Source organism: Xanthomonas sp. WHRI 7945 (assembly GCF_035026585.1).
The window spans coordinates 68,980-83,877 of record NZ_JAYIQP010000015.1 but is presented as its reverse complement, the minus strand read 5'-3'; the positions used below and the strand labels follow the sequence as shown (position 1 = coordinate 83,877).

14 protein-coding genes are annotated in these 14,898 nt (G+C 71.1%); 9 read left to right on the top strand and 5 right to left on the bottom strand.

The annotated features are described in order from the left end of the window. Nucleotides 1-3: 3 nt before the first annotated feature. Nucleotides 4-438: a CopL family metal-binding regulatory protein gene (locus tag VDQ83_RS13665; RefSeq protein WP_455435353.1), complete on the bottom strand. Its 435-nt coding sequence runs from the start codon at nucleotides 436-438 to the stop codon at nucleotides 4-6. A 244-nt stretch (nucleotides 439-682) separates the two neighbouring features. On the opposite strand from VDQ83_RS13665, the gene VDQ83_RS13660 reads away from it, so the two are divergent. The 6 genes from VDQ83_RS13660 (at nucleotide 683) to VDQ83_RS13635 (ending at nucleotide 8,343) form a co-directional block, all read left to right on the top strand. Next, a complete protein-coding gene (locus VDQ83_RS13660) occupies nucleotides 683-1,126 on the top strand; it encodes a heavy metal-responsive transcriptional regulator (RefSeq protein WP_455435352.1) in 444 nt (147 codons plus the stop codon). Then, nucleotides 1,123-3,573 carry a heavy metal translocating P-type ATPase gene (locus VDQ83_RS13655; RefSeq protein ID WP_455435351.1) on the top strand — a complete coding sequence of 817 codons (2,451 nt, stop codon included), beginning with the start codon at nucleotides 1,123-1,125 and terminating at the stop codon, nucleotides 3,571-3,573. Before VDQ83_RS13660 ends, VDQ83_RS13655 begins: the two co-directional genes overlap by 4 nt. 40 nt (nucleotides 3,574-3,613) lie before the next feature. Continuing rightward, the gene (locus tag VDQ83_RS13650) at nucleotides 3,614-3,826 is read left to right on the top strand and encodes a heavy-metal-associated domain-containing protein (protein WP_455435350.1); all 213 of its coding nucleotides are present in this window, start codon (nucleotides 3,614-3,616) and stop codon (nucleotides 3,824-3,826) included. A 156-nt stretch (nucleotides 3,827-3,982) separates the two neighbouring features. Next, nucleotides 3,983-5,086 carry a PLP-dependent cysteine synthase family protein gene (locus VDQ83_RS13645; RefSeq protein WP_455435349.1) on the top strand — a complete coding sequence of 368 codons (1,104 nt, stop codon included), beginning with the start codon at nucleotides 3,983-3,985 and terminating at the stop codon, nucleotides 5,084-5,086. A 61-nt stretch (nucleotides 5,087-5,147) separates the two neighbouring features. Beyond that, nucleotides 5,148-7,172: a M3 family metallopeptidase gene (locus tag VDQ83_RS13640; protein ID WP_455435348.1), complete on the top strand. Its 2,025-nt coding sequence runs from the start codon at nucleotides 5,148-5,150 to the stop codon at nucleotides 7,170-7,172. 313 nt (nucleotides 7,173-7,485) lie between these two features. After that, nucleotides 7,486-8,343: an SH3 domain-containing protein gene (locus tag VDQ83_RS13635; RefSeq protein ID WP_455435347.1), complete on the top strand. Its 858-nt coding sequence runs from the start codon at nucleotides 7,486-7,488 to the stop codon at nucleotides 8,341-8,343. A 54-nt stretch (nucleotides 8,344-8,397) separates the two neighbouring features. Here VDQ83_RS13635 and fabB read toward each other — a convergent pair whose 3' ends face one another. Further along, the gene (fabB, locus tag VDQ83_RS13630; protein WP_455435346.1) at nucleotides 8,398-9,606 is read right to left on the bottom strand and encodes a beta-ketoacyl-ACP synthase I; all 1,209 of its coding nucleotides are present in this window, start codon (nucleotides 9,604-9,606) and stop codon (nucleotides 8,398-8,400) included. Beyond that, on the bottom strand, nucleotides 9,606-10,121 hold the full coding sequence (gene fabA, locus VDQ83_RS13625; protein WP_309916460.1) for a 3-hydroxyacyl-[acyl-carrier-protein] dehydratase FabA: 516 nt from the start codon (nucleotides 10,119-10,121) through the stop codon (nucleotides 9,606-9,608). The genes fabB and fabA overlap by 1 nt, the downstream gene beginning before the upstream one ends. A gap of 207 nt (nucleotides 10,122-10,328) precedes the next feature. Between fabA and dinB the strand changes: the two genes are divergently transcribed. Further along, nucleotides 10,329-11,390, top strand: coding sequence for a DNA polymerase IV (dinB, locus tag VDQ83_RS13620; RefSeq protein ID WP_309916463.1), 1,062 nt, complete (start codon nucleotides 10,329-10,331; stop codon nucleotides 11,388-11,390). A gap of 51 nt (nucleotides 11,391-11,441) precedes the next feature. On the opposite strand, the gene VDQ83_RS13615 is transcribed toward dinB, so the two are convergent. Beyond that, nucleotides 11,442-12,383, bottom strand: a complete 942-nt coding sequence (locus VDQ83_RS13615; protein ID WP_455435345.1) for an MBL fold metallo-hydrolase — start codon at nucleotides 12,381-12,383, stop codon at nucleotides 11,442-11,444. 142 nt (nucleotides 12,384-12,525) lie between these two features. Continuing rightward, on the bottom strand, nucleotides 12,526-13,161 hold the full coding sequence (locus tag VDQ83_RS13610) for an NAD(P)-dependent oxidoreductase (RefSeq protein ID WP_455435344.1): 636 nt from the start codon (nucleotides 13,159-13,161) through the stop codon (nucleotides 12,526-12,528). Between the two features lie 100 nt (nucleotides 13,162-13,261). Here VDQ83_RS13610 and VDQ83_RS13605 point away from each other — a divergent pair, with 100 nt between their 5' ends. Next, nucleotides 13,262-14,164, top strand: a complete 903-nt coding sequence (locus VDQ83_RS13605) for a LysR family transcriptional regulator (protein ID WP_455435343.1) — start codon at nucleotides 13,262-13,264, stop codon at nucleotides 14,162-14,164. 45 nt (nucleotides 14,165-14,209) lie between these two features. Beyond that, on the top strand, nucleotides 14,210-14,863 hold the full coding sequence (gene gph / locus VDQ83_RS13600) for a phosphoglycolate phosphatase (protein WP_455435342.1): 654 nt from the start codon (nucleotides 14,210-14,212) through the stop codon (nucleotides 14,861-14,863). The last annotated feature ends 35 nt before the right edge of the window (nucleotides 14,864-14,898 follow it).

The window sequence follows — 14,898 nt, the reverse complement described above, 5'->3', positions numbered from 1 at the left end:
CGATCAGGCGCTGGGAGGTCGCTCCAGTCGCGGCAGCCCCGGCGCGCCGCGGCCATCCTGATGGCCGCCTGGAAACCCGCCCTGCGCGGCGATGGGCAGGGCCGACGGCAGCGCGATCAGCGCCGGCAACGGCTGCGCATGCGGGCACTGGCAGCCGGCCGCGGTGCCGCAGCAGCCGTGCTTGCCGGCCTTGTCATGGCAATCGTCGCCGTGCTCGTCGGCCTGCGGCGGCATGCCCTCATGACAGGGCATCGCTGCGCGGGCGACCTGCACGGCCTGCATGTGTTTGCCGGCATGCGCATGCGCCATGGCATGGTCCGCGCCTGGCGCCGCGTCGGCCGTGCCGTGCACCCCCGGCATCGCCACGGCACTGCCGGCGCCATTGAGCAACAGGCTCAGGCACAGCAGCAGGCGGGTCAGCAGGGCGAAGATCGGCACGGGACACGAAAGGCGCGCGGAGGATGCCCAGAGAATACTGGAGTGATCGCTGCGGGCAAGCGCCGGCGCGCGCTGGCCGCTCGCCAAGGCCGCACCCTGGAGCCGGGTCCAGGGCGCCCCTGCACTCCGGCAAACGCTTGGCGGACCTGGATTTCGTTGCAGCGTGAGCGGCCAATGAACGACGTGCGCGCCACGGCGACAATGGCTTGACCCTGGACCGACGTCCAGGGAGTAGCTTGGACGCATGAAACCGGTTGCCACTCCGTCCCACTTCACCATCGGCGCGCTCGCGCGCCAGGCCGATGTCGCCATCGACACGGTCCGTTACTACGAGCGCCAGGGCCTGCTGCCGGCGCCGCCGCGGCGCGCGTCCGGCTACCGCGACTACGATGCCGCCGCGGTGGAGCGGGTGCGCTTCATCCGCCGCGCCAAGGACCTGGGATTTTCGCTGGAGGAGATCGGCGACCTGCTCGCGCTGCAGGACGACCGCCTGCACGGCGTGCAGGGCATCAAGCAGCGCGCGAGCGAGCGCCTGCACGAACTGGACCGGCGCATCGCGCAACTGACCGAGATGCGCGACGCGCTGGCCGCACTGGTCGAGGAATGCCCGGGTAGCGGCGAACCCGAGCGTTGCCCGATCCTCAGCGACATCCGCGGCGACGCGGCGCCAGCCAAGGTGCAGCCGTGAACACCGCAGTCGCCGGCACCGCCACGCTGAGCCTGCCGGTACACGGCATGAGCTGCGCGTCGTGCGCCGTGGGCCTGGAGCGGGCGCTCAACCAGTTGCCCGGGGTCAGCGCCCAGGCCAACTTCGCCACCGCGCGCGTGCGCCTGGACTACGACCCGCAGCAGGTGGATGCGCAGACCCTGCTGCAGCGCATCGGCCAGGCCGGCTACGCGGTGCCGACGCAGACCGCGACACTGGAACTGAGCGGCATGAGCTGCGCGTCCTGCGCCGCTTCGATCGAAGCGGTATTGGCAAAGACGCCCGGGGTGATCGCAGGCACGGTCAACCTGGCCGCGGCCCGCGCGCGCGTGGAGTACGTGGCCGGCGTGGTCGAGCCGGCCGACCTGATCGCGCGGATCGGCCAGGCCGGCTTCGGCGCCACTGCAGTGCGCGAACTGGACCAGGCGCAGATGGCCGCGCGCGAACAGGCCGAGCGCCGCGCCTGGCAGCGCGAGCTGGGCCTGTTCGCCGCGTCGGTGCTGCTGACCCTGCCGTTGTTCGCGCAGATGTTCGGCATGTTCGACCCCTCCGGCATCGAACATGCCTTCGGCGGCCAGCACGCCGAGCCGTTGCCGCGTTGGCTGCAGCTGCTGCTGGCCACGCCGGTGCAGTTCTGGATCGGCGCGCGCTTCTACCGCGCCGGGTTTGCGGCCTTGCGCAACGGCCGCGCCAACATGGACGTGCTGGTCGCGCTCGGCACCAGCATGGCCTATCTGTACAGCGCCGCGGTCACCGTGTTCGGCCTGGCCGGGCAGCACGTGTACTTCGAGGCCAGCGCCTCGATCATCACCCTGATCCTGCTCGGGCGCCTGCTCGAGGCGCGCGCCAGGCGCAGGACCTCCTCGGCGATCCGTGCCTTGCTCGACCTCAAGCCGAAGACCGCCAGGGTCGAGCGCGATGGCGCGATCGTGGAGATCGATGCCGCCGCGCTGGTCGTCGGCGACGTGTTCGTGGTCGCCGCCGGCGAGCGCGTGCCGGTGGACGGCGAGGTGCTCGACGGCCGCTCCAGCGTGGACGAGGCGATGCTGTCGGGCGAGGCGATGCCGGTGGCCAAGGAACCGGGCAGCCGCCTGTTCGCGGCCACCGTGAACCAGTTCGGCATGCTGCGCGCGCGCGCCACCGGCGTCGGCGCCGACACCCTGCTGGCGCAGATCGTGCGCATGGTCGACGCGGCGCAAGGCTCCAAGGCGCCGGTCCAGCATCTGGTCGACCGCATCGCCGGGATCTTCGTGCCGGCGGTGATCGCGATCGCCGCGCTGACCCTGGTCGCGACCTGGGCGCTGAGCGGCAGCTTCGCCACTGCGCTGGTGCATGCGGTGGCGGTGCTGGTGATCGCCTGCCCGTGCGCGCTGGGCCTGGCCACGCCGACCGCGATCATGGTCGGCACCGGCGTGGGCGCCAGGGCGGGCATCCTGATCCGCAATGCCGAGGTATTGGAGCGCGCGCGTGCGTTGACCACGCTGGTGCTGGACAAGACCGGCACCCTGACCGAAGGCCGGCCGCAGGTGACTGCGATCGGCGTGGCGGAAGGCGCCGATCCGACGGCGCTGCTGCGCCTGGCCGCTGCGTTGGAGGTCGGTTCGGCGCATCCGCTGGCCGATGCGATCGTGCGGCGGGCCGCCGACGAGGGCGTGCGCGGGACGCTGCCGCTGCCGGTGGCGGCGGTCGAAACGGTGCCCGGCAAGGGCTTGCGCGGCCGCGTCGATACCCGCGAGGTGGCGCTGGGGTCGCTGGCGTGGTTGCGCGAGCTGTCCGTGCAGGCGCCGGATGCGGCGCTGCTGCAGCGCGCCGAGGCGGCGCAGGCGCAGAGCCAGAGCGTGGTTGCGGTCGCGCTGGACGGCCGCCTCGCCGGTTACATCGCCATCGCCGATCCGCTGCGCGACGGTGCCCTCGACGCGGTGGCGCGGCTCAAGGCGCGCGGCATCGAGGTGATCATGCTCAGCGGCGACAACCGCCATGTCGCGCAGGCCGTGGCCGCGCAGGTCGGCATCGCGCGGGTGCTGGCCGAGGTGTTGCCGCAGCACAAGGCCGAGGAAGTGCGGCGCCTGCAGGCCGAACCCGGCGCGCACGTCGGCATGGTCGGCGACGGCATCAACGACGCGCCGGCGCTGGCCGCGGCCGACGTCAGCTTCGCGATCGGCGCCGGTTCGGACATCGCCGTGGAAGCGGCCGACGTGGTGCTGGTGCATGGCGACCTGGACGACGTGGCCACCGCCATCGACCTGTCCGCGGCGACCTTGCGCAAGATCCGCCAGAACCTGTTCTTCGCCTTCGTCTACAACGTGCTCGGCATCCCGCTGGCGGCGTTCGGCCTGCTCAATCCGGTGCTCGCCGGCGCGGCGATGGCACTGAGTTCGATCTCGGTGCTGGGCAACTCCCTGCTGCTGAACCGCTGGCGGTCGCGGTGAGCGCGCCGGCGGCGACGCCACTCCGAACGAGGACACTGCAATGCACCATCTCCAACTCACAGTCCAGGGCATGACCTGCGGCGGCTGCGCGGCGCGGCTGAAACGGGTGCTGGAGGCCAGCGCCGGCGTCGCCGCGGCGCAGATCGTGCTGGACGGCGGACGCGTGGATGTCGACTACGACGACGCCCGCATCGACGCGGCGGCGATCGAGCGCGCCATCGTCGAGGCCGGCTTCGGCGTCGCGGCGCGCTGAGCGGCGGCGCGGGCGTCGCTCAGCCAGTTGCGACCACGCCCACGAAACGCCACGCGGCCACCAAGTGAACGTCGTCGTGCGGCGCCGCTGCGGCGCAACCCAAGGACATCGGCAGGCGTGTATCGTGGGCACGATTTTTCCGCCCTGCGCACCGCCATGACCCCTCGCGATTGGGTGGCCAACGCCATCCAGAAGATCGAAGCCGATTTCAACCGCTCGGCCGACACCCACCTGATCCCGCTGGACCTGCCCGGTTTCCCCGGCATCGACCTGTATTTCAAGGACGAGTCCAGCCATCCCACCGGCAGCCTCAAGCACCGCCTGGCGCGCTCGCTGTTCCTGTACGCGCTGGCCAACGGCTGGCTGCGCGAGGGGCGGCCGGTGATCGAGGCCTCCAGCGGCTCCACCGCGGTGTCTGAAGCCTATTTCGCGCGCCTGCTGGGGCTGCCGTTCATCGCGGTGATGCCGGCCACGACCTCGCCGGAGAAGATCGCCGCGATCGAGTTCCAGGGCGGGCGCTGCCACCTGGTCGAGCGCGCCTGCGACCTGCATGCCGATTCGGTGCAGCTGGCGCGCGAGAGCGGCGGCCATTTCATGGACCAGTTCCTGTACGCCGAGCGCGCCACCGACTGGCGCGCCAACAACAACATCGCCGAGTCGATCTTCCGGCAGATGCAGGAAGAGCCGCATCCGGTGCCGGAATGGATCGTGTGCAGCCCCGGCACCGGCGGCACCGCCGCCACGCTGGGCCGCTACGTGCGCTATCGCCGCCACGCCACCCGCATCCTGTGCGCCGATCCGGAGGTGTCGATGTTCTTCGACGGCTACCGCGAGGCGCTGGCCGGACGCGACTATGCCGGCCTGACCAGCACCGGCGGCTCGCGCATCGAGGGCATCGGCCGCCCGCGGGTGGAATCCAGCTTCATTCCCAGCTGCGTCGATGCGATGGTCAAGGTGCCCGATGCGCTGAGCCTGGCGGCGATGCGCTATGTCACCGCGCGCCTGGGCCGGCGCGTGGGCGGTTCCACCGGCACCAACTTCGTCGGCGTGCTGCAGGCGGCCACGCAGATGCGCGAGCAGGGCCGCAGCGGCTCCATCGTCACCATCCTGTGCGACAGCGGCGAACGCTACGGGCACAGCTACTATCAGCCGGACTGGTACCGCCAGCACGGCATCGACGTGGAGCAGGCCGACGCGCAGCTGGCCGCGGCGGTGGCCGGCGCCGGCCTGCCGCCGCTGGCTTGTGCCGCGCTGTCCTGATCGCCATATCCCCACGATGGCCGGCGGTGCCGGCCCTTCCCCCGCTACCGAGAGTCCCGCGATGACCAACCCCCTGCTCGATTTTTCCGGCCTGCCGCGCTTCGATGCGATCCAGCCCGAGCACGTCGGCCCGGCGATCGATGCGCTGCTGGCCGAGGCCGAGGCGGCGGTCGCCCAGGCCGAGCGGGTCGCGCCGCTGCGCTGGGACAGCTTCGTGGCGCCGCTGGACGACGCCACCGAGCGCCTGTGGCGCGCCTGGGGCCAGGTCAACCACCTGCAGGGCGTGGTCAACACGCCGGCGCTGCGCGAGGCCTACAACGCCAACCTGCCCAAGGTGACGCGCTTCTCCAGCGCGCTGGGGCAGAACCTGGCGCTGTTCGCGCAGTACCGCGCGCTGGCCGCCATGCCCGAGGCCGCCGGCTACGACGCCGCGCGGCGCAAGGTGCTGGACAACGCGCTGCGCGATTTCCGCCTGGGCGGCGCCGAACTGGGCGATGCCGACAAGCAGCGTTTCGCCGCGATCCAGGAAGAACTGTCGGCGCTGTCGGCGAAGTTTTCGCAGAACGTGCTCGACGCCACCGACGCGTGGTCGCTGCTGGTCGACGACCGCGCGCGCCTGGCCGGCCTGCCCGAGGACGTGGTCGCCGCGGCGCGCGCGGCCGCCGACAAGGACGGCCAGGCAGGCTGGAAGCTGACCCTGCAGATGCCGTGCTACCTGCCGGTGCAGATGTACGCCGACGATCGCGCGCTGCGCGAGACCCTGTACCGCGCCAACGCGATCCGCGCCTCGGAGTTCGGCGACCCGGCGCTGGACAACAGCGCGGCGATCGAGCGCATCCTGGCGCTGCGCGGCGAGTTGGCCGGCCTGCTCGGCTTCGCCAGCTACGCCGAGTATTCGCTGGCGACCAAGATGGCGCGCAGCCCCGACGAGGTGCTGGGCTTCCTGCGCGACCTCGCCGCGCGCGCCAAGCCGTACGCGCAGCGCGACCGCGCCGAACTGGAAGCCTACGCCCGCGAGCATCTGGGCCTGGACGAGCTGCAGGCCTGGGACCTGGCCTACGCCAGCGAAAAGCTCAAGCAGGCGCGCTACAGCTTCTCCGAGCAGGAAGTGAAGCAGTACTTCACCGAGCCGAAGGTGCTGGACGGCCTGTTCGGCGTCATCAACGACCTGTACGGCCTGCAGGTGCAAGCGGACAGCGCGCCGGTGTGGCATCCGGATGTGCGCTTCTTCCGCGTCAGCGATGCACAGGGCCGCCTGGTCGGGCAGTTCTATCTCGACCTGTACGCGCGCGAAGGCAAGCGTGGCGGCGCCTGGATGGACGATTGCCGCAACCGCCGCGACCGCGCCGACGGCGTGCAGACGCCGCTGGTGTACCTGGTGTGCAACTTCGGCCGCGGCGGCGACGGCAAGCCGGCCACCTTCACCCACAACGAAGTCACCACCCTGTTCCACGAAATGGGCCACGGCCTGCACCAGCTGCTGACCCAAGTCGGCGAACTCGGCGTGGCCGGCATCAACGGCGTGGAATGGGACGCGGTGGAACTGCCCAGCCAGTTCATGGAGAACTTCTGCTGGGAGTGGCCGCGGTTGCAGGCGATGACCGCGCACGTGGACGGCGGGCAGCCGCTGCCGCGCGCGCTGTTCGACAAGATGCTTGCGGCGAAGAACTACCAGAGCGGCATGTTCACCGTGCGTCAGCTGGAATTCGCGCTGTTCGACATGCAGTTGCATCACAGCTTCGACGCCGCCGGCGACAGCATGCTGCAACTGCTCGAACGCGTGCGCGACGAGGTCGCGGTGAACCGGCCGCCGGCATGGAACCGCTTCCCGCACCAGTTCAGCCACATCTTCGCCGGCGGCTACGGCGCCGGCTACTACAGCTACAAATGGGCCGAAGTGCTCAGCGCGGACGCCTATGCCGCGTTCGAGGAAGCGCCGGACCAGTTGGCCGCCACCGGCGCGCGCTTCCTGCAGCAGATCCTGGCGCGCGGCGGCAGCCGTCCGGCGCTGGAGAACTTCACCGCCTTCCGCGGCCGCGCGCCGGAACTGGACGCCTTGCTGCGGCACAGCGGCATGGCCGGCTGATCGCGCGCCACCGCGCCGCGATCCTTGCGGCGCGGTGGCGACGTGCCGATGCGCTGGCGCAGGCATCCGCCTTTCGCGCGCAGCAATCCGCCAATCCGTCTTGGTGCGCACGTGCCACATGTGCGCGTGGTGGCTGATGGCAGCGGTTTCTTCCTTGTCTTCCGGCCGGCATGCGCCTAGTTGCACCGTGGCCCGAGCGGGTTAACAGGTCCTTAGCGCGTCGGCGTGCTAGAACATTGCCGAACACGATGGCTCTCACGAGCCCATGGAAGAAACCCCGGCCACGGGGCCGGCCAGGCACAGGAGGTTGGGCATGAAACGCTGCATCTGGATCGCACCGCTGTTGCTGGCCGCCGTCGCGCCGGTGCTGGCGCAGAGCAACGGCGGGTTCGCCCGCAGTGCCGCCAATCTGCGCGCAGGCCCGGCCAACGACTATCCGCGCGTCGCCACGGTGGTGGGCGGCGACAGCATCACCGTCTACGGATGCGTCAACGATTTTTCGTGGTGCGATGTGCGCTGGCGCGAGGCGCGCGGATGGCTGCCGGCCGGCGTGGTCGAGTTCGACGCGCGCGACGGTGTCTTCGCTCCGGCCATCGGGTTCGCCATCGATCCCTATTGGGACGCGCACTACCGTGGCCGGCCCTGGGCGCGCGACCGCGCGCGCTGGCGACAGCAAGCGCAGGCGTCGCCCTCTGCGCCGGCGCCGATGCCCGAGGCGCTCAAGCGTCAGCTGATCCCGCAACGCATCGCCGACACGCTCGGCTACCAGCCGGCGCCGCCCGCCGTGGAGGCGCCGATGCAGTCGCAATGGGTGCCGCCGGGCGAGCGCATGTACCAGGCGCCACCGCCGGATGCGCTCAACCCCAAGCGCAACAAGGAACTGGCCGAGCAGCAGCGGCGCGACGAAGACGAGCGGCGTTGGCGCGAGTCCGTGCACCAGTCGACCGAGCCCCCGCAATCCTCGTCGTCCGCCACGCCGTGGTGGCCGCCGAAGCCGGAGACGGTGGTGCTGGCGGCGCAGCACACGCCGCCGCCGGCACCACCGCCACCGCCACCGAAGCCCGCTTCGCCACCGCCCGCGCCACCGCCATCCGCGCCGCCGCCCAGGAAAGAGCGGATCAAGGACGAGGACGAGAACAAGCGCCGCGACGGCAAGCAGCTGGAACGCTGACGTCGCCGGTACTCAGCGGCAGGACGCTCCTGCCGCTGCCGTGCGCAGCCCCGCTCAGCGCTTGCCGAACACCAGCGCGGCGTTGGTGCCGCCGAAGCCGAAGCTGTTGGACATCACCGTGCGCAGGTCCGCCTCGCGGCTCTCGCGCACGATCGGGAAACCCTCGGCGCGCGGGTCCAGCGCGTCGATGTTGGCCGAGCCGGCGATGAAACCGTCGCGCATCATCAGCAGGCAGTAGATCGCCTCGTGCACGCTGGCCGCGCCCAGCGAATGCCCGGACAGCGCCTTGGTCGAGGACAGCGGCGGCACCGCGTCGCCGAACACCTCGCGCACCGCGCCCAGCTCGGTGACGTCGCCCAGCGGCGTGGAGGTGCCGTGCGTGTTGAGGTAGTCGATCGGCGCGTCCACGCCCTGCATCGCCATCTGCATGCAGCGCACCGCGCCCTCGCCGGACGGGGCGACCATGTCGGCGCCGTCGGAGGTCACGCCGTAGCCGAGCAGTTCGGCATGGATGCGCGCGCCGCGCGCCACCGCGCGCTCGTAGTCTTCCAGCACCAGCATGCCGCCGCCGCCGGCGATGACGAAGCCGTCGCGCTCGGCGTCGTACGGGCGCGAGGCCACCGCCGGGCGGTCATTGAAGCCGCTGGACAGCGCGCCCATCGCATCGAACATCAGGCTCATGGTCCAGTCCAGTTCCTCGCCGCCGCCGGCGAACATCACGTCCTGCTGGCCATGGCGGATCAGGTCCGCGGCCGCGCCGATGCAGTGCGCCGAGGTCGCGCAGGCCGCCGACAGCGAATAGCTCACGCCCTTGATCTTGAACGCGGTGGCCAGGCTGGCCGAGACCGCCGAGCACATGGTGCGCGGCACCATGTATGGGCCGACCTTGCGCACGCCGCGGTTGCGCAGCAGGTCCGCCGCTTCCACCTGCCAATGGCTGGAGCCGCCGCCGGAACCGGCGATCAGGCCGGTGCGCACGTCGCTGACCACGGCCTCGTTCAGGCCGGCGTCGGCGATCGCATCGCGCAGCGCCAGGTAGGCGTACGCCGACGCATCGCCCATGAAGCGCTTGAGCTTGCGATCGATCAGCGCTTCCAGGTCCAACTGCACGTCGCCGGCGACCTGGCTGCGCAGGCCGTGTTCGGCGGCCTCGGGATTGGCGCGGATGCCGGCGCGGCTGTCGCGCAGCGCGCGCGACACCGTGTCCAGGTCATTGCCCAGGCATGAGGTGATGCCCATGCCGGTGATCGCGACGCGGCGCATCAGAACGCCTCCGTCGAGGTGAACAGGCCCACGCGCAGATCCTTGGCGGTGTAGATCTCGCGGCCATCCACCGCCATGCGCGCGTCGGCCACCGCCATCACCAGCTTGCGGTTGATGACACGGCTGATGTCCAGTTCGTAGACGACCTGCTTGGCGCTCGGCAGCACCTGCCCGGTGAACTTCACTTCGCCCACGCCCAGCGCGCGGCCGCGGCCCGGCGCGCCGATCCAGGTCAGGAAGAAGCCGGTCAGCTGCCACATCGCATCCAGGCCCAGGCAGCCGGGCATCACCGGGTCGCCGATGAAGTGGCAGCCGAAGAACCACAGGTCCGGGCGCACGTCGAGCTCGGCGCGGACCGTGCCCTTGCCGTGCGCGCCGCCGGCATCGTCGATGTGGGTGATGCGGTCGAACATCAGCATCGGATCGTTGGGCAGGCGTCCAGCCTCGGCGCCGAACAGTTCGCCGCGTGCGCTGGCGAGAAGCTGTTCGCGTGAATACGAAGTGAGGCGGCTCATGAGCAGAAATTCCCAGGGCAGACAGTCGAGGCGCGCAAGCGTGCACGAGGTGCGCGCTTTCAATCAAACGTTTTATCCGTACGCACGCGTAGCGTAGACAGTGCTGCAATGCGGCGCGCTGAGCGAAATCAAGGCATGCGTTCTCGGCGTATGCGCGAGCCTGGCTTATCATGCGGCTACCGTTCGCTGGCGTAGGGTGCAGGGCCGATGCGCAAGATCATTCACGTCGACATGGATGCGTTCTACGCGTCCGTGGAGCAGCGTGACGATCCCGCATTGCGCGGCAAGCCGGTGGTGGTGGCCTGGCGCGGCATGCGCTCGGTGGTCTGCGCCGCGTCCTACGAGGCGCGCGTGTTCGGCATCCGCTCGGCGATGCCGGCGCTGCGCGCCGAGCGGCTGTGCCCGGACGCGATCTTCGTGCCGCCGGATTTCGTTCGCTACAAGGCGGTGTCGCGGCAGGTGCGCGAGATCTTCCAGCGCCACACCGACCTGATCGAGCCGCTGTCGCTGGACGAAGCCTATCTCGACGTCACCGTGCCCAAGGGCGAGCTGGCCACCGCCACCGAGATCGCGCAGACCATCCGCGCGCAGATCCGCGAGGAAACCCAGCTGACCGCGTCGGCCGGCATCGCGCCGAACAAGTTCCTGGCCAAGATCGCCTCGGACTGGCGCAAGCCCGACGGCCAGTTCGTGGTCCGCCCGCATCGCGTCGACGCGTTTCTGACCCCGCTGCCGGTGAGCAAGGTGCCGGGCGTGGGCAAGGTGATGCAGGCCAAGCTGGCGGCGCTGGGCATCGTCACCGTCGGCGACCTGCGCACGCATGCCGAAGCGGAACTGGAGGCGCACTTCGGCAGCTTCGGACGGCGCCTGTACCAGCGCGCGCGCGGCATCGACGAGCGGCCGGTGGAGTCGGACCAGCCGGTGCAGTCGATCTCTTCCGAAGACACCTTCGCCGAGGACCTGGCGCTGGACGCGCTGGAGCCGGCGATCCGGCAACTGGCGGAGAAGACCTGGAACGCGACCCGTCGCACCGAGCGCGTCGCGCGCACCGTGGTGCTGAAGCTGAAGACCGCGCAGTTCCGTATCCTGACCCGCAGCTTCACCCCGGAGCAGCCGCCGGACTCGCTGCAGGCGCTGACCGACATCGCGCTGGCCTTGCGCCAGCGCGTCGAGCTGCCCGCGTCCACGCGCTACCGCCTGGTCGGCGTGGGCCTGGCCGGCTTCCACGAAGCCGAGCCGGTGCAGACGCAAGGACAGCTGTTCCGCTGAACCGTGCAGCGATGCGCGCGGCCGTGTTCGCGCCGCGCGCGGGCGCCTCGCTCACGGCCAGCGCATTTCGCCCTTGGCCACCTTCGCGCTCAGCTGCAGCGCCTCGACGCCGCCCAGCTGCGGATAGCGGCGCTGCATCGCCGCGACCAGCGCGGCCGCATCCTTCGCCTTGGCGGTTTCCTCGTCGAAGGCGCGGATGTAGTCGGCGGTGAAGCGCACCGCGGCCAGGTCCTGCGCCGCGCCTGGCACGAAGTGCCCGGGAATCACCCGCTGCGGCTGCAGCGCCTGGATCCGTTGCAGCGTGGCCAGCCACTGCGCATGCGATGCCGGGGTCTGCGTATCGGCCATCCACACGTGTTCGCCGGCCATCACCGGGATTCCGCCGAGCACGGTCTGGATCGAGGGAATCCACACGAACGTGCGGTCCGGGGTCGCGCCGTCCAGGCCGACGATCTGCAGCTCGCGGCCTTCCAGCAGCAGGCGGTCGCCATGCAGCGGCTGCGGCAGCACGATGCGCTGCGGCGCGTCGGCACCGAGCTTGGGTCCCCACACCTGCAGCTTCTGCGCCTGGGTCTGGCGGATGTGCGCGACCGTCGCCGGGCTGGCCAGCACCTTGGCCTGCGGGAACGCCTGGGTGAGCACGTCCAGGCCGAAGTAGTAGTCCGGATCGCCGTGGCTGATGTAGATCGTGGTCAGGCGCTTGCCGGAGTCGCGGATCTGTGCGACGAGGGCGCGCGCATCGGCTGCGGAGAACTGCGCATCGACCAGGAGCGCGTCCTTGGCGCCGCTCACCAGCACCGAGGCGACGCCGAAGATCGCGTTCGCGTCCGGATGGTAGACCTGCAGCTGCAGCGGCGCGGCCGCCGGCTGCTTCGCGGTGGCAGCCGCGGCCTGGGCCGGGGTGCCGGTGGCGGCGTGCGCCGCGCCAGTGCCGGCGATGCCGAGGGCGAGGATCAGCGCGGCGCCGAGGCGCGACAACGAAAAGGAAGACATGCGGAACTCCATCGGGAAAGGCGCCGCCAGGCATCGGCATGGCGTGCGGATCGGCCGCGCCCGTATGCGGTCGCGGCGCGGAACGGGCGGCCGCGCGCGGCGCCATCGGCACGCCGCCGCGCAGTGCGCCGGGCGTCGCTGCTCAGTACGCGGCGGTGGCGACCTGGCGCAGGTACTGCGGGCGTTCGATCTCGTCGACGAAGGCGCTGGCGTAGTCGGCGTAGCTGATCGCGCTGTGGCCCTGCGCATCGCTGAGCAGCGCGGTGGCCTGGGTGCGCACGCCGCCGCGCTTGGCGCCCGGGCCGATTTCCGCGGCCGGGGCGTAGAAAGTCCAGTCCAGGTCGGCGGCCGCCTGGAAGCGCTGCAGGGCGGCGCGGTGCGCCAGCGCATAGGGCTTGTAGGCGTCGGGGAAGTTCGGCGTGTCCACCAGTTGCACGCCCGGCGCCACTTCCAGGCTGCCGGCGCCACCGACCGCAAGCAGGCGCGGCACGCCGGCGTCGCGGGCGACCTCGATCAGGGTCTGGGCCACGCCGGGAATCGTGTCGGCCGCCTCGGCACCGGGGCCGTAGGCGCTGGCCAGCACGTCGTGGCCGCGCACCGCGGCGACGAGGGCGGCGCGGTCGTCCAGCGACGCGATCACGATGCTGGCGCCGTCCAGTTCCGGCGGCAGCGGCTGCGCGCGGCGGACCAGGGCGGTGAGCGCATGGCCGCGGCGCAGGGCTTCCTGGGCGATATGGCGGCCGATATTGCCGGTGGCGCCGATCAGGGCGATGTGCATCGAGGTGCTCCAGAGAGGGACGGGATGTGCACAGCCTAGCCATGGCAATTAGCGCGATAAACCGCGTATAAGTCGATTCTTTGTTGCATGGAACGGGCAAATGGACCGTCTGACCGCGATTGCGGTGTTCGTCGAGGTCGCCGAGCGCGGCAGTCTCACCGGTGCCGCCGAGGCGCTGGACCTGTCGCGGGCGATGGTCTCGCGCTACCTGGCCGAGCTGGAGCGCTGGCTGGGCGCCCGCCTGCTGCACCGGACCACGCGGCGGGTGACCCTGACCGGCGCCGGCGAGACCGCGCTGGCGCGGTTCCGGCCGATGCTGGCGATCGGCGCATCGCTGCGCGACGAGCTGGCCAGCGACGACCCGGAGCCGCACGGACAGCTGCGCGTCACCGCCTCCGCCTCGTTCGGTCAGGCGCATCTGGCCGCGGCGGCCGCCGAGTTCGTGACCCGCTATCCGCAGGCGCGGGTGGACATGCTGCTGGCCGACCGCACGGTCAACCTGGTCGAGGAGCGCATCGACCTGGCAGTGCGCATTTCCAGTCGCGTCGATCCCGGACTGATCGCGCGGCGCCTGAGCGTGTGCCGCTCGGTGCTGTGCGCGGCGCCGGCCTACCTGCAGCGGCACGGCGCGCCGCTGAGCGCCGCCGACCTGGCCGCGCACAACTGCCTGGGCCATCACTACGTGGGCAAGCACGAATGGCCGCTGCGCTATCGCGGCGAACGGGTGTCGGTGCCGGTGAGCGGCAACTTCAGCGCCAACGAGGCCACCGTGCTGCTGGAGGCGGTGCGGATCGGCGCCGGCATCGCGATGCTGCCCACCTACCAGGCCGCGGCGCTGCTGCGCAGCGGCGAACTGCGGCGCGTCTTGCCCGACCACGAACTCGACACCATGGACATCTTCGGCGTGTATGCGTCGCGCCGGCAGCAGCCGGCGATCGTGCGCGCGTTCCTGGATTTCCTGGTCGCGCGTTTCGGCGAAGTGCCGTACTGGGATCGCGACTGAGCGCGGCGCCTACAATGGGCGCTGCGCTTCGCACCGAGGAACGAGATGACATTTCCGTATGCGCTGGTGGTATTCGATCTGGATGGCACGCTGGTGGACAGCGGCGCCGATATCGCCGAAGCGCTCAATCGCACCCTCGCCGACTTCGGCCTGGCGCGCGTGCCCGACGCCACCGTGCTCGGCTGGATCGGCGAGGGCGTGCGCAAGCTGGTCGAGGCCGCGTGGCGGCATGCGCACGACGCCACGCCGATCGACACGGTGATGCCGACCTTCATGCGCCATTACCAGGAGTGCCTGCTGCGCAGCCCGCGCCTGTATCCGGGCGCGGCCGAGGCGCTGGCGCAGTTGCGCACGCGCGGCGTGACGCTGGCGCTGTGCACCAACAAACCGTCCGCGTTCGTGCCGCCGCTGCTGCGCCATCTCGGCGTGGCCGACGCGTTCGCCGCAGTGCTGGGCGGCGACAGCCTGCCCGAGCGCAAGCCGAGCCCGCTGCCGCTGCTGCACCTGGCGCAGCGCTTCGCGCAGCCGCCGGCCCGTTGCCTGATGGTCGGCGATTCCGGCACCGACCTGCAGGCCGCGCACGCCGCCGGCATGCCGGCCGCGCTGGTGCGCTACGGCTACCCGCGCGACCTGGACCTGGCCACCGCGGACGTGGTGCTGCTGATGGACGACATGCGCGAGTTGCTGACGCTGGGGTAGCCGCCGGCGATCGCTGCCCGAGCGCGCGTTCGGGC